Origin of the sequence: Acinetobacter sp. CIP 64.7 (assembly GCF_000369745.1) — a bacterium.
Taxonomy (GTDB): domain Bacteria; phylum Pseudomonadota; class Gammaproteobacteria; order Pseudomonadales; family Moraxellaceae; genus Acinetobacter; species Acinetobacter fasciculus.
On the sequence record NZ_KB850179.1, the window covers coordinates 1,299,728 to 1,325,744 of the forward strand.

The 26,017-nt window shown below is 43.1% G+C and carries 30 protein-coding genes, 1 other RNA gene and 1 pseudogene; 26 read left to right on the forward strand and 6 right to left on the reverse strand.

Annotation, left to right across the window (positions count from 1 at the left end; all coding sequences use genetic code 11):
• The first annotated feature begins 19 nt into the window (after positions 1 to 19).
• The 12 genes from F890_RS12830 to F890_RS12865 all read left to right on the forward strand — a co-directional run bounded on the left by F890_RS12830 (position 20) and on the right by F890_RS12865 (position 7,211).
• Positions 20 to 391, forward strand: coding sequence for a phage tail assembly protein (locus F890_RS12830; protein ID WP_005267314.1), 372 nt, complete (start codon positions 20 to 22; stop codon positions 389 to 391).
• 35 nt (positions 392 to 426) lie between these two features.
• On the forward strand, positions 427 to 534 hold the full coding sequence (locus tag F890_RS18265; RefSeq protein ID WP_228127357.1) for a GpE family phage tail protein: 108 nt from the start codon (positions 427 to 429) through the stop codon (positions 532 to 534).
• 12 nt (positions 535 to 546) lie between these two features.
• On the forward strand, positions 547 to 3,003 hold the full coding sequence (locus F890_RS12835; RefSeq protein WP_005267315.1) for a phage tail tape measure protein: 2,457 nt from the start codon (positions 547 to 549) through the stop codon (positions 3,001 to 3,003).
• Between the two features lie 6 nt (positions 3,004 to 3,009).
• A complete protein-coding gene (locus F890_RS12840) occupies positions 3,010 to 3,450 on the forward strand; it encodes a phage tail protein (RefSeq protein WP_005146692.1) in 441 nt (146 codons plus the stop codon).
• Entirely contained in the window at positions 3,450 to 4,766 is a 1,317-nt protein-coding gene (locus tag F890_RS12845) for a contractile injection system protein, VgrG/Pvc8 family (RefSeq protein ID WP_005267316.1), read from the forward strand. The genes F890_RS12840 and F890_RS12845 overlap by 1 nt, the downstream gene beginning before the upstream one ends.
• Positions 4,767 to 4,911: 145 nt before the next feature.
• Entirely contained in the window at positions 4,912 to 5,157 is a 246-nt protein-coding gene (locus F890_RS18270) for an ogr/Delta-like zinc finger family protein (RefSeq protein ID WP_005267317.1), read from the forward strand.
• Positions 5,150 to 5,350, forward strand: a complete 201-nt coding sequence (locus F890_RS12850; RefSeq protein WP_005267319.1) for a TraR/DksA C4-type zinc finger protein — start codon at positions 5,150 to 5,152, stop codon at positions 5,348 to 5,350. Before F890_RS18270 ends, F890_RS12850 begins: the two co-directional genes overlap by 8 nt.
• A 72-nt stretch (positions 5,351 to 5,422) precedes the next feature.
• Entirely contained in the window at positions 5,423 to 5,593 is a 171-nt protein-coding gene (locus F890_RS18840) for a hypothetical protein (RefSeq protein WP_004670216.1), read from the forward strand.
• 215 nt (positions 5,594 to 5,808) lie between these two features.
• Positions 5,809 to 6,135: a DUF2511 domain-containing protein gene (locus tag F890_RS12855; RefSeq protein WP_005267321.1), complete on the forward strand. Its 327-nt coding sequence runs from the start codon at positions 5,809 to 5,811 to the stop codon at positions 6,133 to 6,135.
• Between the two features lie 328 nt (positions 6,136 to 6,463).
• The gene (locus F890_RS19140) at positions 6,464 to 6,658 is read left to right on the forward strand and encodes a hypothetical protein (protein WP_005267323.1); all 195 of its coding nucleotides are present in this window, start codon (positions 6,464 to 6,466) and stop codon (positions 6,656 to 6,658) included.
• A gap of 3 nt (positions 6,659 to 6,661) precedes the next feature.
• Complete coding sequence (locus F890_RS12860) at positions 6,662 to 6,859, forward strand: hypothetical protein (RefSeq protein ID WP_005267324.1); 198 nt, start codon at positions 6,662 to 6,664, stop codon at positions 6,857 to 6,859.
• Between the two features lie 145 nt (positions 6,860 to 7,004).
• On the forward strand, positions 7,005 to 7,211 hold the full coding sequence (locus F890_RS12865) for a hypothetical protein (RefSeq protein WP_004670207.1): 207 nt from the start codon (positions 7,005 to 7,007) through the stop codon (positions 7,209 to 7,211).
• Positions 7,212 to 7,223: 12 nt separating this feature from the next.
• Here the strand turns inward: F890_RS12865 and F890_RS12870 are convergent, their stop codons facing one another.
• Positions 7,224 to 7,565 carry a transcriptional regulator gene (locus F890_RS12870; protein ID WP_005267325.1) on the reverse strand — a complete coding sequence of 114 codons (342 nt, stop codon included), beginning with the start codon at positions 7,563 to 7,565 and terminating at the stop codon, positions 7,224 to 7,226.
• A 97-nt stretch (positions 7,566 to 7,662) separates the two neighbouring features.
• Here F890_RS12870 and F890_RS12875 point away from each other — a divergent pair, with 97 nt between their 5' ends.
• The 9 genes and pseudogenes from F890_RS12875 to F890_RS18845 all read left to right on the forward strand — a co-directional run bounded on the left by F890_RS12875 (position 7,663) and on the right by F890_RS18845 (position 12,878).
• Positions 7,663 to 7,854, forward strand: a complete 192-nt coding sequence (locus F890_RS12875) for a hypothetical protein (protein WP_005267326.1) — start codon at positions 7,663 to 7,665, stop codon at positions 7,852 to 7,854.
• A gap of 50 nt (positions 7,855 to 7,904) precedes the next feature.
• Complete coding sequence (locus tag F890_RS12880; protein ID WP_005267327.1) at positions 7,905 to 8,144, forward strand: hypothetical protein; 240 nt, start codon at positions 7,905 to 7,907, stop codon at positions 8,142 to 8,144.
• Positions 8,144 to 10,903 carry a toprim domain-containing protein gene (locus tag F890_RS12885; protein ID WP_005267328.1) on the forward strand — a complete coding sequence of 920 codons (2,760 nt, stop codon included), beginning with the start codon at positions 8,144 to 8,146 and terminating at the stop codon, positions 10,901 to 10,903. The genes F890_RS12880 and F890_RS12885 overlap by 1 nt, the downstream gene beginning before the upstream one ends.
• Positions 10,903 to 11,151, forward strand: a complete 249-nt coding sequence (locus F890_RS12890) for a hypothetical protein (protein WP_004672733.1) — start codon at positions 10,903 to 10,905, stop codon at positions 11,149 to 11,151. The genes F890_RS12885 and F890_RS12890 overlap by 1 nt, the downstream gene beginning before the upstream one ends.
• Positions 11,151 to 11,639, forward strand: a complete 489-nt coding sequence (locus F890_RS12895; RefSeq protein WP_005267330.1) for a hypothetical protein — start codon at positions 11,151 to 11,153, stop codon at positions 11,637 to 11,639. The genes F890_RS12890 and F890_RS12895 overlap by 1 nt, the downstream gene beginning before the upstream one ends.
• Positions 11,627 to 11,965 (forward strand): annotated as a pseudogene (locus F890_RS12900) (single-stranded DNA-binding protein); the annotation flags it as partial. The gene F890_RS12895 and the pseudogene F890_RS12900, both read left to right, overlap by 13 nt.
• 25 nt (positions 11,966 to 11,990) lie before the next feature.
• Entirely contained in the window at positions 11,991 to 12,488 is a 498-nt protein-coding gene (locus tag F890_RS12905; RefSeq protein ID WP_005267333.1) for a hypothetical protein, read from the forward strand.
• Positions 12,481 to 12,684 carry a hypothetical protein gene (locus tag F890_RS12910; protein ID WP_005267334.1) on the forward strand — a complete coding sequence of 68 codons (204 nt, stop codon included), beginning with the start codon at positions 12,481 to 12,483 and terminating at the stop codon, positions 12,682 to 12,684. Before F890_RS12905 ends, F890_RS12910 begins: the two co-directional genes overlap by 8 nt.
• 17 nt (positions 12,685 to 12,701) lie before the next feature.
• The gene (locus tag F890_RS18845) at positions 12,702 to 12,878 is read left to right on the forward strand and encodes a hypothetical protein (protein ID WP_005267337.1); all 177 of its coding nucleotides are present in this window, start codon (positions 12,702 to 12,704) and stop codon (positions 12,876 to 12,878) included.
• Between the two features lie 133 nt (positions 12,879 to 13,011).
• Here F890_RS18845 and F890_RS12915 read toward each other — a convergent pair whose 3' ends face one another.
• Positions 13,012 to 14,163: a tyrosine-type recombinase/integrase gene (locus tag F890_RS12915; RefSeq protein WP_026056575.1), complete on the reverse strand. Its 1,152-nt coding sequence runs from the start codon at positions 14,161 to 14,163 to the stop codon at positions 13,012 to 13,014.
• Between the two features lie 191 nt (positions 14,164 to 14,354).
• Positions 14,355 to 14,713: a transfer-messenger RNA gene (ssrA, locus tag F890_RS18280) on the reverse strand.
• 130 nt (positions 14,714 to 14,843) lie between these two features.
• On the opposite strand from ssrA, the gene glpK reads away from it, so the two are divergent.
• The gene (gene glpK / locus F890_RS12920; RefSeq protein WP_005267342.1) at positions 14,844 to 16,328 is read left to right on the forward strand and encodes a glycerol kinase GlpK; all 1,485 of its coding nucleotides are present in this window, start codon (positions 14,844 to 14,846) and stop codon (positions 16,326 to 16,328) included.
• A gap of 79 nt (positions 16,329 to 16,407) precedes the next feature.
• Here the strand turns inward: glpK and F890_RS12925 are convergent, their stop codons facing one another.
• Entirely contained in the window at positions 16,408 to 16,905 is a 498-nt protein-coding gene (locus tag F890_RS12925; RefSeq protein ID WP_004646146.1) for a thioesterase family protein, read from the reverse strand.
• A 105-nt stretch (positions 16,906 to 17,010) separates the two neighbouring features.
• On the opposite strand from F890_RS12925, the gene hemB reads away from it, so the two are divergent.
• Positions 17,011 to 18,024, forward strand: coding sequence for a porphobilinogen synthase (hemB, locus tag F890_RS12930; RefSeq protein WP_005267344.1), 1,014 nt, complete (start codon positions 17,011 to 17,013; stop codon positions 18,022 to 18,024).
• 15 nt (positions 18,025 to 18,039) lie between these two features.
• Positions 18,040 to 19,164: a glycine oxidase ThiO gene (gene thiO, locus F890_RS12935; protein WP_005267345.1), complete on the forward strand. Its 1,125-nt coding sequence runs from the start codon at positions 18,040 to 18,042 to the stop codon at positions 19,162 to 19,164.
• Here thiO and F890_RS12940 read toward each other — a convergent pair.
• Complete coding sequence (locus F890_RS12940; RefSeq protein ID WP_005267347.1) at positions 19,153 to 20,058, reverse strand: TIGR01777 family oxidoreductase; 906 nt, start codon at positions 20,056 to 20,058, stop codon at positions 19,153 to 19,155. The two genes, thiO and F890_RS12940, sit on opposite strands and share 12 nt — an antisense overlap.
• 155 nt (positions 20,059 to 20,213) lie before the next feature.
• Positions 20,214 to 20,672, reverse strand: a complete 459-nt coding sequence (locus tag F890_RS12945) for an ABZJ_00895 family protein (protein WP_005104780.1) — start codon at positions 20,670 to 20,672, stop codon at positions 20,214 to 20,216.
• A gap of 473 nt (positions 20,673 to 21,145) precedes the next feature.
• Here F890_RS12945 and F890_RS12950 point away from each other — a divergent pair, with 473 nt between their 5' ends.
• Both F890_RS12950 and F890_RS12955 read left to right on the forward strand, forming a co-directional pair.
• Positions 21,146 to 22,399 (forward strand): exonuclease SbcCD subunit D, encoded by a 1,254-nt coding sequence (locus F890_RS12950; RefSeq protein WP_005104783.1) that lies wholly within the window; start codon positions 21,146 to 21,148, stop codon positions 22,397 to 22,399.
• An 8-nt stretch (positions 22,400 to 22,407) separates the two neighbouring features.
• Positions 22,408 to 26,013, forward strand: coding sequence for an AAA family ATPase (locus F890_RS12955; RefSeq protein WP_005104784.1), 3,606 nt, complete (start codon positions 22,408 to 22,410; stop codon positions 26,011 to 26,013).
• Positions 26,014 to 26,017: the final 4 nt, after the last annotated feature.

Here is a 26,017-nt window from a genome sequence, read left to right on the forward strand (position 1 = left end):
CACTTTTTAGGAATGCAACATGAATACACAAGATCAAGACAACGTTCAAAACTTGACTGAAGATCAAGCCCTGAATCAAAAATCGATTCAAAACCCAAATGAAGAAACCGTTCAGCTAGAACAGTTCATTCAATTTGGCGGTACCACAATCACAGAAATCAAAATCCGCAAACCCAATGTGAAAGCACTCAGCGGTGTCAGTTTACAAGCCATCTATCAGCACGACGTAAACGCATTAATCAAAGTTTTACCACGTGTTACGACACCAGCACTGACTGCACAACAAGTGCTTGAACTGGATCCAGTGGACTTCGCACAGCTTGGAGGTCACTTGGTCACTTTTTTGTACCCGAAGGATCTGCAGAAAGCGATCAAAGAGGAACAGCAATAAAACTGGTCGATGAAGTAGATGAAGCAATTGCCAATATTGCATGCATCTTTCATTGGCCACCCAGCGCATACGATGACATGGACATTATCGAATTAACTAAATGGCATCACCTTGCGCTGAAGCGTCACCAAACCAACGTGTAAACGAGTCCACCAATGTCAAAACTAAAATTAGAAGTCCTATTCAACGCTACTGACAAAGTATCTGGACCCATCAAAACAATCATTGGTGGCTCAAAATCTATGGCTGCTGCATTAAAGAAAACCAATGGTGAGCTGAAGGACCTTGAAGCACAACAGCGCAAAATCTCAGGTTTCCGTCAGCTCACAGCACAGTCTGAAAAAACAGCTCAGGCTTTGGCCAAAAATAAACAGACCATTGCTGAATTAAAACAAGCCTTAAAGATTAATCCTGAAGCACAGGAAACAGTGACCGCTTTGGCACGTGCTGAAGCTGCTCATAAACGCCTGATGGCAGTGCAAAAAGGTCAAAGTAAAGAATTGACTGGCATGGCACAGGAATTCAACAAAGCTGGCATTCAGATGGACCGGCTGAATGAGGAAGAATCGGATCTCAAAAATAAGATTCATCTGACTACTATGGAGCTAAACAAACAAAAAGAAGCCTTAGGCAAACATGAAGTTGCTCAAAAGAATTATGAAAAGATGCAGGCACGAATGGGCAAAGCCAATGAACTTGCTAAAAAAGGTTTAATGATTGCCGGTGCTGGTGCTGCATCACTAGCAGTACCAGTCAAAATTGCTATCGATTATGAGTCAGCCATGGCGGATGTGGCTAAAGTCGTGGACGGTTTAAAAGATGAAGCCGGTAAAATTACACCAGCTTATAAACTCATGTCAGATCAGATTGTTGAAATGACCACACGTCTGCCAATGGCAGCCAAAGATATTGCAGCCATTGTTGCTGCAGGTGCTCAGTCTGGTATTGCTAAAAATGAGTTACTTGGCTTTGCCGAGTCTGCAGTAAAAATGGGTGTCGCGTTTGACATCACTGCAGATCAGGCAGGTCAAAGCATGGCAGAAATGCGTGCAGCATTTAAACTGACACAGCCACAAGTGGTCGCACTTGCTGACCGCATCAACTACCTGGGCAACACATCACCGAACAAAGCCGACAAGATCATGGAAGTCGTTCAACGGATCGGTGCATTAGGTGAAGTCGGTGGTTTCGCATCGAGCAGCATTGCTGCTATGGCTGCATCACTGACATCGGTTGAACCTGATGTTGCTGCAACGGGTATCAAGAACATGATTCTTGCATTGACCAAAGGAGAGTCAGCCACCAAAGGTCAGTCTGCAGCATTTAAAAAATTGGGCTTGGACAGTGTTCAAGTGTCCAAAGATATGCAGAAAGATGCTGAAGCAACTGTGGCGAAGGTCATCGAGGGGATTCAAAAACTCGAAAAACATGAACAGGTGGCGATCACCAATGAACTGTTTGGCTCTGAAGCTTTGCCTATTGTGATGCAATATTCACAAGGTCTAGACACACTCAAAAAGAACTTAAACGCTGTGTCAGATGCCAAAGTCTATGCTGGATCGATGGAAGCTGAATATGCTGCTCGAGCAGCAACAACAGCCAACAATATTCAATTAGCCAAGAACCATATGGCAGCCTTAGGCATCACCATCGGTAATGTTTTATTACCTGGTGTGAATTCTATGATTGGCAGCTTTAATGGTGTCATGAGTGCCGTTCAAAAATGGTCACAGGCGAACCCTGGTCTGTCATCCGGTTTAGTCAAAATTGCTATTGGTGCCATTGCCATTGTAGGTGGTCTGTCTGCCCTATCCATTGGTTTAATTGCTGTTTTTGGTCCAATGATGATGGTTGGTCGTGCATTTGGTGTGGTCGCTATGGCAGCACGTGCCATGAGCATGGCTTTACTCACCAACCCAATTACATGGATTGTACTTGCCATTGCCGGTGCTGCATTCCTGATCTATAAGAATTGGGCCCCTATATCAGGATTCTTTGTTGGTATTTGGAATACCATCAAAACAGCGTTCAATGGCGGTATCCGTGGCATTTCAGCACTGATTATCAATTGGAGTCCAATCGGACTATTTTATTCAGCATTTGCTGGCGTATTACGTTGGTTCGGCATTGATCTTCCTGCGAAGTTCACTGGCTTTGGTGCCATGATTTTAGAAGGATTGAAAAACGGTATTTTATCCAAAGTAAATGCCGTCAAAGATGCCATCACCGGTGCTGTTAGTGGTGTCATTGATAAAGCCAGGGGCATTCTAGGCATCCATTCACCTTCACGTGTCTTTATGGGTATTGGTGGCTATACCATGCAAGGTATGGCCAACGGTATTGCCAATGCCAACAACTTACCAGTGGCAGCAACCACCACAGCCACACAAGGTGTTGTAGATACAGCAGTCAAAACTAAACCAGTCAAACCAATCTCAATGGGTGGTGGATCTGCCAAATCATTTGTCAGCAATGACACCATCAACATCACCATTCAAGCCAAAGATGGTTCATTTGTGAAAGGTACTGCTGAAGCCTTACGTCAGGAATTACAACGTGTCGCGCAAGAAGAACAAAATGCAAAACGTAAATTTTTAACAGACACGGAGTAATCACACATGATGATGGCTTTAGGCATGTTCGTATTTTCACTACGCACTGCCTCATATCAAGAATTAAAACGTGTTACCAACTGGCGACATCCATCCAATAGCCGTGTTGGTGCTGCACCGGCTTATCAGTTTGTGGGCAAGGGTGAAGACACCATCACTCTGCAAGGGGTGATTTATCACGAGATAACCGGCAGTCGAAATACTTTAGATATCGTGCGTCAAATGGGTGACACCGGTAAAGCCTATACCCTCATCGAAGGCACAGGCAAAATTTATGGCTTGGTGATCATCAATGATCTGGAAGAAGGCAAAACCTTTTTCTTCAAAGATGGTGCAGCACGTAAAACAGAATTCACCATCAAACTGACCATCGTTCGCGACTGGCAACCCAGCATTTTGGGCACACTGGTTGGCATGGGCATTGGTGCACTGAATAGGATCTTGTAATGCTTAAACAGGCTTTAAATTTTGCAAATAATGCCATCAGTGCATATGAGAACTTGACTGAATACCCAACACCCATATTTCGTGTTGAAGTCGATGGTGTGGACATTTCACCGCAAATGGCCACACGTTTAATGTCGCTAACAGTCAAAGATAATCGTGGCTTAGTTGTCGACACTGTAGACATTGAACTCAGTGATGACGATGGCATGCTGTCGATCCCACCTAAAGGTGCAAAAATTCAGGTGTGGTTAGGTTGGTCCAATACCGGTTTATTTGACAAAGGCGTGTATAAGGTTGAATCGACTTCACATCGTGGTGCTCCAGACGTGCTGTCCATTTCTGCCATGGCCAATGACGTATCTGAAGGTTTAAAACAGAAACGTGAACGCAGCTGGAATAATCAAACCATTCAGCAAATCTTTGACAAGATCGGTGATGAATATGAACTAAAAGTCATAGTTCATGAAAAATTTGCGTCCAAAGTTATTAAATACATTGCTCAGAATGAATCTGATGCAAATCTCATTACTCGAATTGCCGATGAACAAGATGCCATTGCGACTGTGAAGAATGGTCATCTGATTTTACTGCCACGTGGTGCAAGTCAGACTGTTTCAGGTTTAGCCTTACCACGCAAAATCATCACCCGGGATGAAGGCGACCAGCACAACTACACCAATGGTACTGGTACCGACAACATCACTGGTGTCAAAGCCTATTACTATGCAGAAGGCAAGGCTAAAAAACTGCATGTCTTTGTGGGTGACAGTGAAGACAACTTAAAAGAAATTCGCTATGTGCATCGGGACAAGACCACTGCAGAATTGGCTGCCAATGCCGAATACAACCGATGCAAACGGACTGCACAAAAGCTGACTTATGCTTTGGCCAAAGGAGATCCAACGCTGATCCCTGAACAGGAATTTGAGTTCAACGGATTAAAGCCTGAAATTGACGACATCATTTGGCTGGGTACCAACATCACCCATACTTTAAATGACAGTGGCTTGACCACTTCTGTTGAATTGGAAGTGCAGCTGCCCGATGCAGATGACGTGTCGACCTTGTTTGAAGGCAGGGAAGAAAAAACGGAAGAAGAAAAGCAAGCCAAAAAGAAAAAACGCACAGGTAAAAATTATGCCGAATATACCGGTGTAATCGCGTATTACAGTGAAGGTGGCAAGTCCATCAAACTGACCTCTGGTGATCAGTCCAAACCTTTAAAGCTTACGCATATTTATAAGTCTAAAAAGACTGCGACCAATGCCTTAAAACGAGAACAGGCAAAAATTGATAAATATAAAAAATCAAAATAAAAAAAATCCCGACTTTGGGGTGAAGTCGAGATCAAATGGGTTTAATTAAAATAACGATATTTGATTATTTTTACAACATTTTATTTAGATATATCGTAATTTTGTTATATATTTGTATGAATAAATTTTGATCCAAAGGTGCAATATGTCTAGACCTTCACGTACTAAATGCCCACATTGCGGTTCAAGTTTCCCTATCCGAAACAGTGTCGAATTAAATCCACTTTTACGACGTTTCCACGCTCAGTGTTCAAATGTTGAATGCGGTTTTACTGCACAAGGTTTTTTTCAGATTGAATTTGAACTATCACCATCGGGCATTCCTAACCCAGAAATAAACCTCCCCCCTTCCCCACATAAAAATAAGAATCCACAGGTCTCACATGTCTAAAAAATTTGATATCGCCCAACAAAATCAATTGGATCAAGTTCTCGTGGTACCACGTGATTACAGCACACCATCACTTGCTGAATGTGAACAATGCGGTAATGACATTCCACCAGAACGACAAAAGCTAGGTGCAGTCACTTTATGCATTGAATGTAAAAGTTTGGAAGAACGCTATGCCAATCGTTATCGCTGATACATCAGATCCAATCGAATGCCCCTGCCCTGAATGCACATCACAAGATTAATAAGCAAAGGAAAAATAAAAATGGACCAACAAACTGCACTGATTTTAATTGTTGTAAACCTATTGGCTGCCGTGGTACTCATCATCTGGTACTTGTTCGATCGCTATACCAAACGCATTGAAAGCTTAATTCAGCAAAATAACAAACCAAGCTGTGCATTTATTCAAACCCAAACCAAGCGTAAAGGATAAAAATAATGTGGCTCTATCCTTTTTTAGTCGGTGCTTTAGTGGGTGTAATGAGCAGTGCTTTATTATTTCTTCACATAGTAGGATGGTTTTAAAAAAACGGTTATAATAACAACAGGATGACAGCAGAATAATCAATATGCTGTGCAGGGCTTGACCTGATCAGGCATCCTTTAAAAGCCCCACATGGGGCTTTTAATATATATAGAGGGCATTCAATGAAAAAGTTTATCGCAGCAGTGGCAGCAGCTTTTATTTCTGCATGCAGCAGTACACCAGAATATCAAACAGTAGAAGTGACAGCAGATCAATTTGGGGATAAATGGCCACTGACTGTGGATAAGGGAACCTTACACTGTGAACCACCAACACGGATTGTATTTACTGCACCAGATGGGCAGAAGTATGGTGTTAATGGATCAGCAGCAAATGATTATGTCACCATCTTAGAGATCACCAAAGATCATAAGATCGATATCGGCACAACGTTTAAAATGGATCCATCAATTTTGATCGAAGAAGGCATGAAGCTCTGTCAAAAATAAAATTGAATAAAAGCTCCAATTTTTGGGGCTTTTTTATGCTCCCCTATTGACCTATAAAATGATTCACTGATACAGTCTATACCACTACAGCAAAATCTGTGGTCAGGCGTAGGAACCTGAAATATTTGACATAAGGCGCAAAAAGTCCGCCCTCGGACTATTTTTTTGCGTAAAATTCGGCTGTGCCTTTATGGTAGGCTGGATGGTGAGATCGCATAGGCGATTTGCCGTTCCTTATGTCACGGTATTCCTACCGCCATTCAGTCTGCCACCATTACCGTAGGAAGTAATGGTGTCAAGTTTCAAAACTGACATAAGGAATTAGCAAATGAAAACATTCGCTTCTACGCATTCGTGCACTCAAAATAACGTACGTGAACACTCCCCTATTTACGATCTAGCTGCATACGAAAAACGCCAGCGCAAACTTAAACGTAAACAAATTTTTAAAAACATCTTAGACACCACCGTGTTCTTTTCAGCATGTTCTATCGTCTTCTCATTATTATTTTGGGGAGTATGAGCCATGAATGCACAATCCAATAACGATGTTCACGAAGAAATTTTGATCAACCTGATTGAGTTAGATCATCGTTTAAGCTTTTTAAGCAAAGTTGAAGTTTCCAGTGGGGAAGTTTTGAAACGTGAAGAATTAAACGCTTTGTTTAGCTCATTTAGCAGGGATATGAAAAAGATTATCGATTCTTTCCAAAGCATAGTTTAAAAGAAAGCCCTCATTTTGAGGGCTTTTTTATAATTCTACGATTATTTTTTGGCTAGAAGACATAATCTGTCGCACTAGGTATCTTTATGATCTTCCACTTTTCAATCTTTTCAATACAATGTTCAATGTTACTAAAGGAGGATAAATGTCGAACAATACCGTAAACAACAATGATGACCAAAACGAAGAAACGCTAATTGAATTAATTCACTTAAAAAACTGTCTAGGTTTGATGAGTAAAATGAAAGTCCAGGAAGGTGAACAGATTGACGCAGCAGAGATCAATTCACTATTCACCACAATGCATGCTCAAGTAAATAAAATAATTAAAAAAATTGAAATGTCATTGTAAAAAAAATGCCACCTAATCGGTGGCATTTTGTGTTGCATAGGCTTTGGCCATTCCGAGAAAACCTATTTTCGCTGTATCGTTTTTTAGTGACCGATAAGCAGAAATTACTTGGTGCTCATCTTCACTTAATTCCGTAAATCGAACACCAAACGTCACATAGAACGTATCAAACCCAGCATCTTGCAGAACCGTCAATTGGTTCTGATTCAACGGATCGCCTTGCTTTTCATAACGAACAATAGAACCTACAGCAACGTCCAATAACTCACCCATGGCTGGTTGAGTTAGCTTGAGACGCTTACGCTCCGACTTCAAACGCGCCCCGCGCTCTAAAAACTTATCATTAATCGACATTTTTACCCACCAAAGTATTGAAACTTTCGATTTATCGTAATATTATTCAGTAATACAGTGATTCACTGATGCTCTACCAACATTTTAAGGACTTGCTATGAGTAATGTCGAAAGCAGAACAAAAGCAATCATCACACACACAACTCCGAGCCGTCATCAGTTCCTGAGAGTCTGCGCTGCTGAAGCAGGAATGACAATTTCCAGCTTTACAGAAAACCTCATTTCTGAAGCTTTATCGAAAGTTGAAAAATCTGACAACCCATTTTCTGAAGCCAAAAATAAACAATAAGCCCCTGAAAAGCTTATTAGTTTACTTAATTCAAGCTAAGAGTAAACAGAATGACAACACTTCAAGAACTTTGTATAAAGCGAAAGAATCAAATTACGAACCGCAATGGTACAGAAGCCTTAAGAAAACGTATAGACCATTTAAAAACTTTGTCTGGTGAAGAACGTCAACGCTTTGCTGAAAAATTAAAAGGCTATATCGAAGCCTTATTTGAACACCAAATCATTACATTCCAAGATGCAAAGGATTGGGAATGGATTGTAGACAGCAACGTAAAAGGACTTCACTAATGTCTGATATGAAACACCGCATCATTAACCGTCTTGAAAATATGTTCAGTTTCAAGACACGTGGCGAATGGTTCCGTGAAGGTGTCTGCCCACAATGCGGTAAAAAAGAACTTTATACCCATGCCCACAACCCACGTATCGTGAAATGTGGTCGTCTGGTCAAATGTGGCTATGAAGAACACGTGAAAGATATTTGTGACGATCTATTTAAAGATTGGTCTGAATATCACCCACAAACCGACACCAATCCAAACGCTGCAGCAGATGCATTTTTATCTGAAGGTCGTGGTTTCGATCTTAAAAACTTAATTGGCAAATACACCCAGCAGTTTTATACAGATAAAGACAGCAAAGAATCATCAGCAACTGTTCGCTTTATGCTAGATGACAAAAACTATTGGGAACGTCTGATTGACCGACCAGAACGTTTTGGCAATAAAAAAGCACGCTTTAACTATGGGTTTAAAAATGCTGGCCAAGCATGGTCAGTACATGAATTAGATGAAATCTGCCGTCTAGGGGAAAAAGGCCAAGCGATCTGGATCACTGAAGGGATCTTTGATGCCATTGCACTGAGTCAGTCAGGTGTCAAAGCCATATCTTGTCTATCATGTGTCAACTACCCTTCTGCATTCTTAAAGCAAATTGCAGACCGTTGTCATGAACTCAAAATTGACAAGCCACGTTTACGCTGGGCATTCGACAATGATGCAGCAGGTAAAGGTTATACCGTTAAATGGCATGAACGTTCACGTGTTGAAGGTTGGTCATCTACTGCTGCACAACCACCGGCAAATGGCGGTAAAAAACTCGATTGGAATGACTTGTTTCAGTGGGACAAACTCAACCCTGATCAATTTCCAAAGTACAAACACTATGGTGAATTGCTCATTGCTGAAACTGCAGAAGAAGCCGGTCTTTTAATTTACAACTTCTATGAAGGTCGTCGTCATACGTTTTATTACAACCACAAATTTCGTTTGTACTGGTGGGAACTGGACTATGACAAATTCAATAAAGCAGTTCAGCACCTGGAAGACCGCAACAATGAAGCAGCAGAAAATGGTGGTCAGATTCTTACTGATAAAGAAATCCGTTCCAGTGCATTGAAGAACTGTTCAGCTGCCAAAGAAATTTGTAATGCTCAGATTGAACCGTTGTACTTCCAACGAAACGAAATCACAGATGAATCATGGTACTACTTCAAATTGCAAAGCCCTTGGGCAGAAGCAAAAACCACCTTTACTGCAGACCAAATGTCATCACGTTCAAAGTTCAAACCACGTGTCATGTCGGTCATGTCTGGTGCAATGTGGACAGGTACAGATAATCACCTAGAAACATTTATCAAACGTGAAACAGAACGTTTACGTGAAGTCAAAACCATTGATTACATCGGCTACAGCCGTGAATACCAAACCTATATCTTTGAAAAATATGCGGTGCATAAAGGGCAAATCATCCCGATCAATGAACACGACTTTTTCAAAGTAAAACGTCAGGAAATCAAAACACTGGCAAGTTCACCAGCGATCACATTGAATCCTAAAAAACAGTTTGATCCGTTATGGTGGAATGACTTCCATAAAGTCCGTGGTGCCAAAGGTATTGTGGCTTTGGCTTGGTGGATGGGTTCATATTTTGCTGAACAAATCCGTGCCATGCACAGCTCATACCCTTTTATGGAAATTGTCGGTGAAGCCGGTGCAGGTAAGTCACGTTTAATTGAAATGATGTGGAAACTTTCAGGCCGTAAAGACTATGAAGGCTTTGATGCAAACAAATCTACAAACGTGGCGGTGTACCGTAACTTTGCACAGATCGCAAACCTTCCAGTGGTCCTGATCGAAGGCGACCGAAATGACGTGAATGGTAATGCTGTTCAAAAGTCCAAATTCAGTTGGGATGAATTGAAGGATGCTTTCAACGGTCGTGCAATTCGTTCTAAAGGTCTAAAGACTGCAGGTAATGAAACATACGAACCACCGTTTCGTGGTGCAATTTTAATTTCACAGAACACGGCAATTCAGGCTTCAGAAGCAATTTTGACACGTACTTTGCACTTGTACTTTGACCGTAAAGGACAGTCACTGGAAACCAAACGCATTGTCGATGAACTGGATCGCATGGAACTTGAAGATGCATGCACGTTCATGACGCATTGCCTTCGTAATGAAGACAAAATCTTGGAGACATACGCATCAAAGTTACAGTCAATTGAAGATCACTATCATGCAATAGGCATTACTCATACACGTATTGCCCTATGTCATGCACAAGTAGCAGCACTGATCGAAGCAATGACCAAACACGTTTTACCCATCGACTTGGAAGACATGCTTGAAGCACAAGAAATGCTTGAAGACATGGCGCGTGAACGTGTTGAACAGTTAAACGGTGATCATCCTGACGTGGAAAAATTCTGGGACGCTTACGAATACCTTCAAGGCAATCGTTCACCAGAATGGGGCTTGAACCATCACCCTGCAGATGCTCAAACCGTCGCAATTAACTTAAACGAAATTTACAAAGTGGCTGCACGCAATTATCAGCAGCTGCCTGAAATCAATGAAATGAAGAAATTACTTCGCACCTCACGCAAGTACAAATTCATTGAAAGCAATAAACAGGTGTACTCAGATCGTTTCCCTGCCGATGACGTTGCAGCAGTGTCAAAAAGTCGTGAAGCACCAGGTAAACCAAGCCGTAACGTGAAGTGCTGGATCTTCACCAATCCAAATTTAGGGGCAAAAAAATAATGATTCAAAAAATTGAAAATCCATTGAATCTAGGACTTGAGCAAGTAGAAATTCTTATTACTGAGCTACAAGACAGCTTTGATAAATATTCTCAAGATTTACCTGAATTTTTATCACTGGAAGAATCTGGTTGTGCAATTGAGATCCAAACTAAAAGCGGTGAATACAGCTATAACCTTGAACAGTTAAAGCTGCTTAAAAAAGAATTTTTGGATCCATTAATGAATAGTGTGAAGGAGATTTCGTGATGCATGCTCAAACTCAAGATCAAAGCTATTACACCATGATCGCTGAACACCAGGATATTTCAGCACGTGTACTTCGCTTGCACAGCATTTTAAATCAGCATCATTGCGTTCAACACATGCCAACCGAAGCGTGCATCTTGATCAATGAAATGAAAAATATTGTTGAAACTGGCAAAGCACAGCCAGGTGGACTTGAAACTGCTGAACTCAATTTTGATTCTGATCTTCCTTTCACAGATCCAGAAGTTGCAACGGCTCATGACTTCAAAATTGGTGACACCGTTTGGGTTCCAGATGAATTTGCACGCTACAAATTGATTGTCAGCAGTCACCAGCGTTTTGAAGTAAAGCAGATCGTCGGCAATGAGCAGCTGTATGTCTGCCATATCGATAATCCGAACATTCCATTTACCAATAACCAGAAATGCTTCACAGCGCATTTCAGTCACTTTGCCAAATTTGAAGGAGAAACATCATGCGCGGTGTAAATAAAGTGGTACTGGTTGGCTCATTGGGTGCCAATCCTGAAAGCAAAAGCTTTCCAAACGGTGGTTCACTTTGCAATTTCTCCATTGCAACGTCTGAAAAATGGCAAAACAAACAGAGCGGTGAATGGATTGAACAAACTGAATGGCACCGTATCGTGGTCAAAAACCGCTTAGGTGAAATTGCCCAGCAGTACCTGAAAAAAGGTTCAAAGGTGTACATCGAGGGCAAATTAAAAACACGTCAATGGACGGATCAGAACGGTATTGAACGCTACACCACGGAAATTCATGCAGAACAGATGCAGCTGCTCGACTCTGCACCACAGGCAAATGGCTATTAAGGGGAAAGCAATGCAAAAATATTATGAAATTAATGACACAGAAGCTGTAAATAAAATTGATGCAGCACTTTCAGCTTCGAATAAATTTGACGAAAAACTTTATCAAGTTGGTGAACAATATGCTGCTGATGGGTATGGCGTTCACAATACTTTAAGCAATGGAAAAATCTTCCATCACATTTGGTTTTTCGATGAATCTAAAATCGATAAAACTCTATTTAAAATTAGCAAAGGTAAGCCAATGGATGGCAAGCCTATTTTTGAAGCTAGACCACGTAAAACGAATAAGCAGTTTTATTCAGAGTTCATGAAGGACCTTCATAGCCTTAATTACTCCGATCTCACAACGACGCTTTTTGGGGAAGTCATCCATTATGGTGCTGATTTAGCATTTAAAAAGAAAGACGATAAATACTTTGTATCAGCGAACTTTGACCTTGTTTTACCACATACCGAATTAACTGCCAGTCAGTATCAAAGTGCTATGGAGACAGTAGAAAATGACTGAGAAAGAACTGGAAAAACTCAAGGCAGAAAAACCTGAAGGTGCAACCATCGTGGCAGTCAAAGGTGATCGCGTGACCTACTTCAAGGAAGACGGCAAGGACCGTTTATTGACCTTCAACCGCACCATGTGGGTAAGAACCTGGTTCACACCATTTCACATGAACCTAAAACATTTTGATTTTATTGCAGTCATTTAAAGGGAGGAAAACTAATTATGTCATGGCATCCAATGGTCAAAGTGGCCAAAGAATTGGGAATCTGTGTGAATACCTTTAAAAAACATTACATCAAAAAGTATCCTCCAGAGCGCGTATTTGGAAACCGCAAAGAATGGAAAGATACAACACTCGAAGCAATGCGAAATGACACAACGATTGGCACACAATCATAGAAAAAGGGGCATAATTTATGCCCCTTTTCTGATTTCTAACCTATATTCAACCGAGTTCTAGCCAGTTTCTAGCCTCAATTTAAACGCTGTTTTACTCTACTTTTCAATCAATTATCTAAAAATTCTTAGTTTTCTAACCTTTTTCAGAAATTTTCATCCATCGATCAACTTCATTGGCATACCAGGTCATTAATTCCACCCGTTCCGACCAATATTCTGCTCTGTTATAAATGCCCCGAATCTTGTTTTTAGGCACATGGGCAATCTGATATTCAATGACATCTTCACGAAATAAGGTCGATTCATTAGCATGGGTCGAAAAAACGGTACGAAATCCATGCGTAGTCATCAGCTTTGCATAGCCATTACGCTTAATAATGGCCAATATACTTTCTGATCGGCATGGCATATTCGGCTTTCGCGTATGTTTAAAGATAAAACCTTCATCAGTTTTGCGGTCATACATGATTTTAAACAGCTCGACTGTCTGATCCGTTAGTGGGACTACATGATCACGACGCATTTTCATCCGCGATGCTGGAATGATCCATTCTTTTTTATTTAGATCAATTTCCCCTGTATCCCACCTGGCATGAAGCAACTCTGATATACGAACAGCGGTATAACAGGCAAGTTTTAGTGCAATCATCAAATCATCAGTAACATAGCTTTGCTGCACCTTAGTCCAAAACTCTGTCATTTGATGTGGCTTCAATGCAGCCAGATTTTCAACATCCTGTTTAGGAATTACATCACCAACCAAAATACATGGATTCTTTTCAGTGTAATCAGATGCAATCGCAAAGTTAAAAACATCACTTAACAGGCGCAAGGATCGCTTGGCGGTTTCAATGGTTCCTTTGGCCACAATCTCTTTTACTTTTTTTACGACATCTTTTCGTTCAATTTCATCAATACTGGTGTCAGACAGATCTTCTGAAATGTAATTTAATCGGTAAATCACTGTATATTTATATTTATCACTGGTCCAACGTGGCCCCATGATCGCCAACCATTCCTGAATGACTTCGCCTAATGTGGGCACATTGATTTTTTTACCACTCAGCTGTGATTTAAAATCCCGGGCAAGGTTTCGCGCATCCTTACAGCCAATTTCAGGATATTCACCCAACGTTTTTTGATTCTGTTTACCATGGTGACGATACGACAGTACCCATTTCTTTTTCCCAGATGGAAATACAGAAATAATCAGCCCTTCCCCATCTGCAATCGAATAGCGTTTTTCTTGTGGCTTTAAATTTTTTACTTTTAAGTCTGACAACATTTCAAATGTTATACCCGTATAACGTTGGTATAACATCCTAGTTTGATAGACCGTGATTTTCAATGATTCAATCTGATTTATCGTGACAGATGAATAGACACAAAAAAGCCCTGAAACCGTTAAGTTTCAAGGCTTTTCTGCTGAATCCTGATCAATTCTGATGTGTAATGATTGACCCTGATTACTACATTTGGTGGAGGTGGCGGGAGTTGAACCCGCGTCCGCCAGCACTACGCTCGAGAATACTACATGCTTAGATATCGTCTATTGTTTTAACTCTTTGTGACCCGACGAACAGGGTACAAATCGCGATCCTCTTAATTTAGTACAAAGCCCCGAGGCTTAGCTTTATACGGACTTGTGTGCGTGCGCTTCAGTCGGACTCTCTAACCACAAGTATTCGGAGAGGCGGACAAGCTGCCCTTAGGCAGCTAGAGCGTATGATTCGTCGTTTGCGACTAAAAAATGCAAATTTGATTTACGAGAGAAAATGCGCTCTCGGCATGCATCTATGAGTTTCATCACCAGCGTCGAAGCCAGAAACACCCCCAAAGTACAAGGCAATCATAGCATAAATGTCAAAAATTACGATGTATTTTCTGAACATTTAAACAACTTGATGCGCTTAATTACATTATTGCGCTAATATTTTACTTTTCAAGCCAAATAACAGAAAAATTATGAGCTACCTTCTGGCCCTGGATCAGGGAACTACGTCAAGTCGGGCTATTATTTTTAATGAACATGGACAAGTTCAGGCAACGGCTCAACGTGAAACGCATATCCACACCCCACATTCGGGCTGGGTAGAACAGGATGCACAGGAAATCTGGAGCTCACAGATTGCTGTGATACAACAAGCTTTAGCAACTGCAGGTATTCTGGCAAAAGATATTAAAGCCCTTGGCCTGACTAACCAGCGTGAAACCACTGTAGTCTGGGATCGTCGAAACGGCAAACCGCTCGCTCCGGCAATCGTTTGGCAAGATCGTCGTACGTCTGATTGGTGTAACCGGCTGATTGAACAAGGCCTAATGTCCAAAATTCAGCAAAAAACAGGCTTATGGATTGATCCTTATTTTAGTGCGGGAAAATTAGTCTGGTTTTTAGAGCATGTTGAGGGAGTACGGCCACTCGCTGAACAAGGCCATGTGGCATTTGGTACTATCGATAGCTGGCTGATCTGGAATCTGACCCAAGGCGCAGAGCACGTCATTGAAGCCAGTAACGCTTCTCGTACCATGTTGATGAATCTGCAGCAACAGTCGTGGGATGAAGAGCTACTCGAGCTGTTTAATATCCCTGCTTCGGTCTTGCCGAAAATTATCTCTTCTGATTGTTATGTCGCTGACACTGCTTCTGGCTTACTTGGGGCCAATATTCCCATTACCGGAATTTTGGGGGATCAGCAGTCTGCACTCTTTGGCCAGTCCTGTTTTGAGGTGGGTAGCGCAAAAAACACCTATGGTACTGGCTGCTTTATGCTGTTCAATACTGGACATAACATTCAGCTTAGCCAGAACAAGCTGCTTTCTACTCTCGCCTGGCAAGCCCAAGGCCAAACTACTTATGCGCTCGAAGGCAGCGTATTTATGGCTGGTGCTGTAGTGCAATGGTTACGCGATGGTCTCGGAATTATTCAAAAAAGCAGTGATGTGGAAAAACTGGCACACCAGGTCGAGCATAGTGACGGCGTGGTTCTGGTTCCGGCATTTACCGGACTGGGCGCGCCGCATTGGGATAGTGAAGCACGTGCCTTACTCTGTGGCATGTCACGCGGTACGACCAAAGCGCATATCGCTCGTGCCGCATTAGAATCAATCGCCTTTCAGGTATCGGATGTGCTCAGTGCGATGCAATCTGATATTGCACATCCCCTTAAAGAACTGCGGGTTGATGGTGGTGCCAGCAGCAATGACATGCTAATGCAATTTCAGGCCGATATTCTGAATGTACCGGTACTGCGTCCGCAAATGCTGGAAGCTACCGCCTGGGGCGCAGCCGCTATGGCCGGATTAAAAGCTGGCGTATTTTCCGACCTGAATGAAATTTCCCAGTCCTGGGAGCTGGACCGTGCTTTTGAACCCAAAATGCAAAATGACGAAAGAGAAATGCATTTAGCCAAATGGCAAAATGCCTTGAAACGGGCTAAATCTGATCTCTAAATCCTCTAGGTTCATATTTGATCATCATAAAAAAGCGCTGTTAAACAGTGCTTTTTAGCTTCCTCAATTCACGATTTCATTAATAGGCATAAGACGCAATCGCTGTTGCAATCGCCTTATCTTCATCATTGACCATGGTCATGCGCATGGTGCAGCCCTTACGCCCCAAACGTAAGGTTTCTGCACGTGCAATAAAATATTTGCCACGTCCAGGCGCCAGATAATCCACCCGCATATCGACCGTCGCCAGACGCGACACTTTTTTAATGGTATCTGCAATCGTTTCCGGTTCAGCTTTTTTATACAGTTCGCCCATGGCCACAATACCACCGACGCTATCCAGTACAGTTGCAGCCAGACCGCCATGCAGAATCTGGAAAGCCACATTACCAATCATGAAATCCTGCATTTCTACATAGGCCTCAATCTGGCCCTCGACCACCCGCATGGTCATGCCGTTATGCTTAAAAAAAGGAGAGCTATTAAAAGCATGTACCAGCTGGTTCAGGACTACATCAATATCCACTTTCGAGCCCAGATGTATATTACCGGTCCAGTTTCTCTCTGTCTTACTCATCACTTTGCCCGAATCCACCACAATAAAAAACCGCTAATTTATGCCCAAAAATTTGAGTTAGGGCTACAATAGAGGCCTAGTTTAATACTGATTACTGAGATTTTTATGACTTATACGTTCAATCGTCCCGCGTTTCCTGCAACTCGCATGCGTCGTATTCGTAAAAATGAACATTTACGTTCGATGGTTCGTGAAACCCATCTCGCGGCAGATCATCTCATTTATCCAGTATTTGTCCTGCCAGGACAAAACCAGACCCAAGATATTCCAAGTATGCCGAATATCCAGCGTCTGTCAGCGGACTTGTTGTTAAAAAAATCAGAACGTCTACTGAAACTCGGTGTCAATAAACTGGCGCTATTTCCGGTCACCCCACAAGAAGATAAAAGCCTGACTGCAGAAGCTGCATGGCGTGAAGATGGTCTGGTGCAAAACACCTTACGTTTATTGAAAAAAGAACTGCCAGAAATGGTGCTGATTACTGACGGCGCATTAGACCCGTATACCACGCATGGTCAGGATGGCATTATTGATGAGAACGGTTATGTCTTAAATGATGAAACGGTCGAGTGCCTGATTAAACAGGGCTTGAGCCATGCCGAAGCCGGTGCAGATGTGTTTGCTCCAAGTGACATGATGGATGGCCGGATCGGTGCAATTCGTCAGGCCTTTGAGCAAAATGGTCATATCTATACTTCGATCATGGCCTATTCAGCCAAATATGCATCAAGTTTCTATGGCCCGTTCCGTGATGCAGTTGGTTCTGCCAGCAACTTAAAAGGCGGCAATAAATACAATTACCAGATGGATGTCGGTAACCGTGCTGAAGCCCTGCATGAAATTGCGCTGGATATTCAGGAAGGTGCAGACATGGTGATTGTCAAACCGGGCATGCCTTATCTGGATATCGTCCGCGAAGTCAAAGATACTTTTGGCGTACCGACCTTTGTTTATCAGGTCAGTGGCGAATACGCGATGCTGGCTGCGGCAATTCAAAATGGCTGGTTATCTGATAGCGTCATTTTAGAATCATTGATGAGCTGTCGTCGTGCCGGTGCAGATGGTATCTGGACCTATTTTGCTGAAGAAGCTGCGCTTAAACTGAAAGACATGAAGTAAAAGGATTTCGGCGCAATGCATATTGCCATTATTGGCGCTGGCATCACCGGTCTGATGTCGGCGCTGGAACTGCTTGAACAGGGATGTTCTGTTACCCTTTTTGATCAGCAGGCCGCCGGACAGGCTGCATCCTGGGCTGGAGGAGGCATCCTCTCCCCCATGTATCCCTGGCGTTATTCCGCTGCTGTAAATGCTTTGGCCCGACATGCCAAACCCATGTATCAGGACTGGAATCAAAAACTGCAACCTTTCACTGGCATCGATTTCCAGATTCATGAAACAGGTATGCTGATTTTTGATGAATCCGATTTTGAAATCGGTTTAAGTTATGCCAAAACACATCAGGATCCGCAGCAACAGGCAGAATTGCTTGATCAGGCTAAACTGCAACAGATCAATCCAAGAATTAATCAGAGCAAATTCAAGCAGGCGATTTATTTCCCTGAACTGGCGAATATCCGTAATCCACGGTTATTACAGTCGATCATTCACTATTTGAAGCAGCATCCTCGTGTCACCTGGCAAGAAGACTGTAAAATCACTCGGCTCAATATTCAGCAAGGCTGTGTAAAAAGTATCTCAGATGAACATAGCCAGGTTTTTCAGGCAGATCAATATGTGTTCACAACCGGAGCATGGTCGCAACACTGGTCACAGCAACTTGGTTTGGAAATTCCGGTACAGCCGGTTCAGGGCCAGATGCTGCTGTTTAAAACGCCAGAAAACTGGCTGCCGACCATGTGCATGCATAAGGTGATGTACCTGATTCCACGTCAGGATGGACATGTTTTATGTGGTTCCAGTATGCGTCAGGTCGGTTTTAACACCTCGCCTTCTAGCGAAATCCGGCAGGATATTTTACAGGCGTGTATCGAGATGGTACCGGAACTGGCAGATTTTCCGCTGGTCAAGCAATGGGCCGGATTAAGACCCAGCTCACCCGATGGTATTCCCTATATTGGCAAAATTCCCAAGCTACACAATGCCTGGGCCAATTTTGGACATTTCCGGAATGGTTTATGCATGGGGCCGGCATCAGGCAAACTACTCGCTCAACTCATCCTTAAACAAATGCCAATCGTTGATCCAGCTCCTTATGATCCTGTCCGTTTATTAGAGCCCAGTCGTTTAGTGCTTTAGGATATTATCCAGTGCTTCTTTCAGAGTTGGATAATGAAACTGGAATCCAGCCTCCTGCAAGGCTTTGGACTGTACATACTGACCGTTTAAGACCAGTTGTGACTGTTCTCCCAGCATCATTTTCAGACTGCATGCGGGTAGTGGAAGTAAGGGTTTGCGCTTCAGAATCTGGGCCGCAGTTCGTGCAAACTGGGCCTGACTACTTTTTTCTGGCGCGACCACATTAAAGATCTGCTCGGCTGTATCCTCAAGTATCAAGAATTCAATCGCACGCAGCACATCCCCTAGATGCACCCAGGTCACTGGCTGGCGTCCATGACCAATCCGTCCGGACAGATTCAATTTAATCGGCAATAGCATCTGCGGAAGAATCCCGCCACCTTTACCAAACACCACCGCAAAGCGAACAATCTTGGTGTTCTGGTTAGTATAGGATAAAGCCAGCTGCTCCCACTTCGCACAAAGTTCAGACATAAAAATATCTTGTGGCGGACTTTGCTCCGTGCAGACCTGTTCCCAGCGCTCTGTCGGATCAATGCCATAATAACCAACGGCCGATGTTGAAATAATCCGTTTCGGTCTAATCTGATTTTTTTCTAAATAATCAAAAACCTTTTTGGTGGTGTCTAAACGGCTATCCAGCAATTTCTTTTTACGCGCTGCCGTCCAGCGGCCTTGACCAATGCTTTCGCCAGCCAGATTGACCACATAATCAAGCTGATGCTGTTTTAATTCATCCAGCTGATTGATCCAATGGAAGTCCGGATGTGGTTCATGTTTATTTTTCTGACGGGTCAGCCCAATCACCCGATAATCCCGTTCCAGTAAAAAACGCACGAGATGACTGCCAATAAAACCACTCGCTCCCGTCACCAACACTACAGGTTTATACATTCGTCATTCTTCGCCTTATTATTTTCTTGATTTAAATTATACGCCACTCATCTTTAGCTTTTTAAACCGAGAAGATCTTTGTAGTGGAGAATTTGTATCTTTCATCATTCAATCAATTTATTAAGATCAGTCGTCACACAATGATTCATCTATACTCACTGAGGTGGATGGCCAAACATTTTCTCTGCCATACGTTGTGACTGCTTGCCATAAAACCAGTAGGTCAGCAGATACAGCGGAATTGCGATCATCAGGAACATTATCAGCACAATGCTCATAAACTGTGGCTGCTGTAGATACAGCAAGAAGTCCTGCCAGGCATTCGGATTGGAACGGGTGGCGATGACAATACCGAGCAAAAGAAATAATAAATTATAGCCCCAGTAAATCAGGCTAAACCCGAGGGTAAATTTCTTACGCTCTGCCTGGGTCGGCGCACGTTTTTGCTGTTTTAAAAATTTAAATAACACCCAAATCATGGCCACCAGATAAGGAACAATCGTCAAAACTGCACCCATGCCCATCGGCAACAAGGCAGCCAGTACACCGCAAATACAGGTAAAAATAAAACATATAACGAAAAACCAGATAAAATAACGACTTAGCGGCAACATATGCATGACTCAGTGATCTTCAACAAGCTAGTATAAAAAAAATCAGGTTTTTTTTCATTTTATTGTCAACCATCCACTACAGGGTGACGTTATATAGGGTACAAGGTACAAAAATTTGGACTGGCATCCACGAATTTTTGCTGACCTTTAGAGCTAAAGCAATAAGTCCAGTGTACAGGGAAATTTTGAATAGCAGCCAAAATCTTCATGTAACACAAATTTGACCGACGATTTCATCATCACTCGAATCGTCGGTTTTTATTTTTTTAAATCTCTATTTTTTAAAAGTCTGATGGATTGCATGACTTTTCTATATCTGATGATTTGGATGCGATCATGCAGTAATTTCCATACTGATCAAAATAAATTCAGCTTAAACATCACCAACAATTCGCTGAAATATCGTTTTACAAGTAGATTTTTACCTGTGCTTTTTCCTATAGTAGCAAGGCAGATATCTTGGGGTTCATTACATGGCAGTTCATTTTCTTCACACTTCCGATTGGCATCTGGGACAATTTTTCCATAACCATGACCGTGAATTTGAACATGCACAGTTTTTGACTTGGCTACTTGAGCAAATTAAAACAAAGCAGCCGCATGCTCTGCTGATTGCCGGCGATATTTTTGATGTGATCAATCCAGCTTCCAGTGCGCAAAGACAACTATACCAGTTTCTGGCCGACGCCCACGACCTGGCGCCACATATGCAGACCCTGATGATTGCAGGCAATCATGATTCCGGTTATCGGATTGAACAGGTTGAACCCTTGCTGGCCAAATTCAATGCCAAAGCTGTGGGAATCGTAGGCCGCACTGCAGAAAATACCCTGAACCTGGATCGTCTACTTATTCCTATTTATGATCGGGATAAAAATATCATCGCCTGGTGTCTGACCCTACCCTATTTACGCAGTGCCGAAATTACCGGACTGAATGAACATACCAGCAATAACCAGAACGCGATCAGTTATCTGCATCAACAACTGATTGCCGAAGCCAGAGCCCGCAAACAGCCACATCAGGCACTAATTTTAATGTCACATGCGCACATGCAAGGTGGCGAAACTTCCGACTCGGAACGGCCAATTATTGTCGGTAATGAAGAAGCGCTCTCGACGGCGCTGTTTGATGAAGTGATTGATTATGTCGCACTCGGTCATCTGCATAAACCACAAAAAGTTGGTCAGCCGCATATCCGTTATAGTGGCTCACCAATTCCGCTGTCATTTAGTGAAATCAACTATCAACATCAGGTGGTTGAGGTCAGAATTGATCCTGAACAAAGCCCGGAACAGCGCTTTCAATACGATGTTCTAAAAGTGCCACGCACCGTCGAGCTGTTCCGGATTCGGGAAAAGCTGGAAGATTTAATTGCTAAACTTCAGGCCTTGCCTGCCGGAGAAATCGAACAACTGTCGGCACGACATTTTCTGGAAATAGAATACACCACCGATGCGCCGCCACCAGTCGATTTACGCCAGCAAATTGAACTGGCTTTACCCGCCAACCGTTACCGCTTGCTGCGCATCAGCCGGATTTATCAGCAACAGGCCGAACATACGCAAGGAGATTCGAAAATTGATCTGGCACCACCGACGCCGGAATCGCTGTTTTTGAATATCTGGAAAAAAATGGGCTATGAACATGATCATTCTGTACAACAGGATTTTCAGCAACTTCTGGTTGAAGCCCAGCACGAACTTGCTCAGAAACAACAAGCCTAGGATCGGCCATGAAAATTTTACGTTTGAGTCTCAACAACCTGGCCTCCCTCACTGGCACCCATCATATTGATTTTGAATCCAGCCCTTTAACACATGCCGGCCTGATTGCAATCACTGGAAAAACCGGAGCCGGTAAATCGACCCTGCTCGATGCCATGTGTCTGGCGCTCTATAACGAAATTCCACGTCTAAAAGGTGCGACCGGCAGCCTGAAAGATGCCGGTGGTCAGGATGTTTCGATTAAAGACTCCAAAAATATTCTACGCCGTGGCTGCGTGCATGGTTTTGCCGAGCTGGAGTTTATTGCCCTGGATAGCAAACGCTATACAGCACGCTGGGAGATTCGCCGGGCACGTCAGAAAGTCGATGGCAATCTAAAAGTAGATCGTTTTATCAAGTGCATCGATGATGATACGACGCTAACGCAAAAAATATCTGAAGTTACCCCCTTAATTGAAAAACTGCTGGGCCTGAGCTTTGAACAGTTTACCCGCGCGGTACTGCTGGCGCAGTCGGAAGTTGGCGCATTTTTAAAAGCCAAAGATCATGAACGTGCAGACTTGCTGGAATATCTGACCAATTCGCAGATTTTCAGTCTAGTTAGTCAGAAAGCCGCAGAGAAATTCAGCGAAGTCAAAAACAAGCGCAACGATCTGGAAAAGCTGATCGGGCATATTGAAATTCTGTCTGAAGAAGACATCAGCGCTTTACAACAGCAGCAGAACTCTTTGTCTTTGCAACTTCAGAATTTGCAGCAATCAGAAAAACTGCTAGAAAATGAGAAACAATGGCATCTGGACCGACATAAACTCTATGCAGAAGTCCATGCCAAAAAAGAAGTCTACGAAGTACAGCAAGATGCAGTAAATAAATCTGCAGGACAGCAACAGCTACTGGAGCAGCTGGATGAATTCCAGTCGATTCGGGATCAGTTTGTGAGTCGTACCCGTCTAGCCCCTCAAAAAGAGCAGATTCAGCACCAGCACACCCAATTTACGATGGAATTTGAAACGCTCAAACAGAGCTTTGTAGCAGAAGAAGCCAAACTTACAGCCTTACAACAACAGCAGCACCAGTTTCAGCAACACTTGGCAGACCTGAAACCGCATCTGGAGGCAGGTTTAAGGCTGGATCATGCAATTGATACGGTATCAGAGCGGTACAAAAAACTGCATGCAGAGCAAAGCCAGTTTCAAACCCTTCGTCTACAGCCTTTAGAAGAACAACTGCGACAGCAACAACAGACTTTGAATCAGCTACAAGCTCGGCAAGAAAAGGTTGCACAACAATTGGCTGAATCTGGCTTTTTAAATGTGTTCGATCTGGAGCCGCAAAGTACCTTGCAACGCATACAAGACTTTATGCGTCAGTATCAGCAACTGCAGCAACAGAATCCGGACAGCCTGAAGCAGCCTTTACCTGAACTGGAAAAAACCGTTACAGTACTTTCAGGAAATCTGAACCAGTGGATACAACAGCATCATAGTCTGGAACAGCTAGAAGAGCATCTCAAAATCATTCAGGAAATGCGTCAGCAACGCCAAGCGGAACAGCGTCAGCTCGACCTGCTGCAACAGCAGGTACAACAAATCGTTCAACAATCACAAGAATTTGAACAACTGCAATCTGCTGTAAATAGCCAACAGCAGCAACTAAAAATGCAGCAAGAGGCCGAACAGGCACTACATCAGCAGATTCAGGCTGAACAACAGGCCTATGAACACCTGGAACAAATACTTGCCCAGCAACGTTTATTGCATGCGCAAAGTGTGCAGGATCTTCGTGGCCAGTTAAAACCGGATGAGCCATGCATGGTCTGTGGAAGCCCAGCCCATCCTTTTGTCGATGCCGTCCATGAACATCTGGAACAGAGCCTGAACCAGCTACAGGAGCAACAGTTACGGCAGGCAAAACAGCAGCTCGATCAGCAACTGCAATCTCAGCAGCAGCAACGCATTGAAATGTCTAAAGCACAAACAGTAATTGAGCAACAGCAACAGCGTTGCCAGATCCTGCAAAACCAGATTCAACAATCCTCTGCTGACTGTAAATCTCAACTACTTAAACTGGAAGTGGTTACCGAGCAGCACAATGATCTTCCTACATTCATCCAGTTACTGGCGAATCACACTCAAAGTCTGGTCCAGCAGCTAGAACTATCACAACAGCAGGAACAACAGCTCCAGCAACAATTACAACAATGGCGTCAACAACAACAGCAATTGCACCAATTACAACTGGCTCTACAGCAACGTCAGCAACTCGACCAGCTGATACACCCAGTTTTAAGCATACTGCCCGAGCAGTACCAGTCGCAGCCACCTATGCTCTGCTTACCTCAGTTGCAACGACAAGTAGAGCACCGCATGCAGCACTTGGCAGTACAAAAGCAGCTGGAATCTGACCTGCATCAACAGCAGCAGATATTGGAAAAGAGCCAGTATCAACTACAATTGGAACAGCAAAATTTTGCTCAATTGAGCCAGTCTGTAGAGCAGTTGATTCAGCAAGGCAAAGACCTGCGTCAACAACTGGCTGAACTGACCCAAGAACATGCAGGACAAGTCTACCGTGTCGCTGCAGAATGGCGCGATGCACTAGAGCTACAAGCCAAGACCTTAGAGCAGACTTTAGAACAACAGCGTCAATGCACGGCGCAGGCCGAAAAACAGTGGCATCAAACCCACTTAAAACTGCAAGAATTTATCAGCCAACTTCAGCAGATCGATCAGCAATTGGCTCAATATCAGCAAGATATTCAGGCATGGCAAGCAGCACATCCTCAAGTGACGGCAGCTCAAATTGAACAATGGCTCAGTATTGATCTGAGCAACCATCAACGCATTCGTCAGAATCTGGCCAACCAGAAACAGGCACTCGAAAATGCCAGAACAGCCTGGCAATTACTTGAAGAACAATATCAGGCCCATTTAAAACTACAGCCAGAACATGAATTTGAGGAAATTGAACAAAAACTTGGCATGCTGCATCAGGAAAAAATAATGCAGCAGGAAGTGCTCAATGAAACTGATGCCAAACTGCGTATGAATGCCAATAATCAAAACACCTATGCCAAATATCAGCAGCAAATTGAGCAGATCAAAGCCGAAGAATACCGTTGGGGTCGTATTTACGACCTGATCGGACATAAGGAAGGTACCAAATTCCAGAAAATTGCCCAGGAACATCATCTGGATATTCTGGTGGAATATGCAAATCAGCAGTTGCAACCGTTGGCACCCCGCTATCAGTTACACCGTATTCCGGATAGCCTGAGTCTGGCGATTATTGATCTGGACATGAATAGTGAAGTCCGCCCTGTGCTGTCCCTATCGGGGGGTGAAACCTTCCTGGTTTCATTGGCTTTGGCTTTGGCGATTGCCAATATGGCCTCCGGCTCCATGAAACTGGAATCACTGTTTATTGATGAAGGTTTTGGTACGCTAGATCCTGCTTCGTTACATATGGTGATGAATGCACTGGATCATTTACAAAGTCAGGGTCGTAAAGTTGTATTAATCTCGCATGTGCAGGAAATGCATGAACGTATTCCGGTACAGATTCAGGTCAAACCGGTTGGTGCAGGTGCAAGTACCATTCAGATTATAGGCTAAGGAT

Bases quoted from the DNA above. Each gene is read 5' to 3' on its own strand.
- F890_RS12835 (WP_005267315.1), top strand. From the start codon at position 547: ATGTCAAAACTAAAATTAGAAGTCCTATTCAACGCTACTGACAAAGTA.
- F890_RS12870 (WP_005267325.1), bottom strand. From the start codon at position 7,565: ATGTCGATTAATGATAAGTTTTTAGAGCGCGGGGCGCGTTTGAAGTCG.
- F890_RS18270 (WP_005267317.1), top strand. From the start codon at position 4,912: ATGTCTAGACCTTCACGTACTAAATGCCCACATTGCGGTTCAAGTTTC.
- F890_RS12925 (WP_004646146.1), bottom strand. From the start codon at position 16,905: ATGAGTAAGACAGAGAGAAACTGGACCGGTAATATACATCTGGGCTCG.
- F890_RS12880 (WP_005267327.1), top strand. From the start codon at position 7,905: ATGACAACACTTCAAGAACTTTGTATAAAGCGAAAGAATCAAATTACG.
- hemB (WP_005267344.1), top strand. From the start codon at position 17,011: ATGACTTATACGTTCAATCGTCCCGCGTTTCCTGCAACTCGCATGCGT.
- glpK (WP_005267342.1), top strand. From the start codon at position 14,844: ATGAGCTACCTTCTGGCCCTGGATCAGGGAACTACGTCAAGTCGGGCT.
- F890_RS12845 (WP_005267316.1), top strand. From the start codon at position 3,450: ATGCTTAAACAGGCTTTAAATTTTGCAAATAATGCCATCAGTGCATAT.
- F890_RS12840 (WP_005146692.1), top strand. From the start codon at position 3,010: ATGATGATGGCTTTAGGCATGTTCGTATTTTCACTACGCACTGCCTCA.
- F890_RS12895 (WP_005267330.1), top strand. From the start codon at position 11,151: ATGCATGCTCAAACTCAAGATCAAAGCTATTACACCATGATCGCTGAA.
- F890_RS12915 (WP_026056575.1), bottom strand. From the start codon at position 14,163: ATGTTGTCAGACTTAAAAGTAAAAAATTTAAAGCCACAAGAAAAACGC.
- F890_RS18845 (WP_005267337.1), top strand. From the start codon at position 12,702: ATGTCATGGCATCCAATGGTCAAAGTGGCCAAAGAATTGGGAATCTGT.
- F890_RS12950 (WP_005104783.1), top strand. From the start codon at position 21,146: ATGGCAGTTCATTTTCTTCACACTTCCGATTGGCATCTGGGACAATTT.
- F890_RS12905 (WP_005267333.1), top strand. From the start codon at position 11,991: ATGCAAAAATATTATGAAATTAATGACACAGAAGCTGTAAATAAAATT.
- F890_RS12830 (WP_005267314.1), top strand. From the start codon at position 20: ATGAATACACAAGATCAAGACAACGTTCAAAACTTGACTGAAGATCAA.
- F890_RS12855 (WP_005267321.1), top strand. From the start codon at position 5,809: ATGAAAAAGTTTATCGCAGCAGTGGCAGCAGCTTTTATTTCTGCATGC.
- F890_RS12940 (WP_005267347.1), bottom strand. From the start codon at position 20,058: ATGTATAAACCTGTAGTGTTGGTGACGGGAGCGAGTGGTTTTATTGGC.
- F890_RS12885 (WP_005267328.1), top strand. From the start codon at position 8,144: ATGTCTGATATGAAACACCGCATCATTAACCGTCTTGAAAATATGTTC.
- F890_RS12865 (WP_004670207.1), top strand. From the start codon at position 7,005: ATGTCGAACAATACCGTAAACAACAATGATGACCAAAACGAAGAAACG.
- F890_RS12910 (WP_005267334.1), top strand. From the start codon at position 12,481: ATGACTGAGAAAGAACTGGAAAAACTCAAGGCAGAAAAACCTGAAGGT.
- F890_RS12945 (WP_005104780.1), bottom strand. From the start codon at position 20,672: ATGTTGCCGCTAAGTCGTTATTTTATCTGGTTTTTCGTTATATGTTTT.
- F890_RS12875 (WP_005267326.1), top strand. From the start codon at position 7,663: ATGAGTAATGTCGAAAGCAGAACAAAAGCAATCATCACACACACAACT.
- F890_RS12860 (WP_005267324.1), top strand. From the start codon at position 6,662: ATGAATGCACAATCCAATAACGATGTTCACGAAGAAATTTTGATCAAC.
- F890_RS12890 (WP_004672733.1), top strand. From the start codon at position 10,903: ATGATTCAAAAAATTGAAAATCCATTGAATCTAGGACTTGAGCAAGTA.
- thiO (WP_005267345.1), top strand. From the start codon at position 18,040: ATGCATATTGCCATTATTGGCGCTGGCATCACCGGTCTGATGTCGGCG.
- F890_RS12955 (WP_005104784.1), top strand. From the start codon at position 22,408: ATGAAAATTTTACGTTTGAGTCTCAACAACCTGGCCTCCCTCACTGGC.
- F890_RS12850 (WP_005267319.1), top strand. From the start codon at position 5,150: ATGTCTAAAAAATTTGATATCGCCCAACAAAATCAATTGGATCAAGTT.
- F890_RS19140 (WP_005267323.1), top strand. From the start codon at position 6,464: ATGAAAACATTCGCTTCTACGCATTCGTGCACTCAAAATAACGTACGT.
- F890_RS18840 (WP_004670216.1), top strand. From the start codon at position 5,423: ATGGACCAACAAACTGCACTGATTTTAATTGTTGTAAACCTATTGGCT.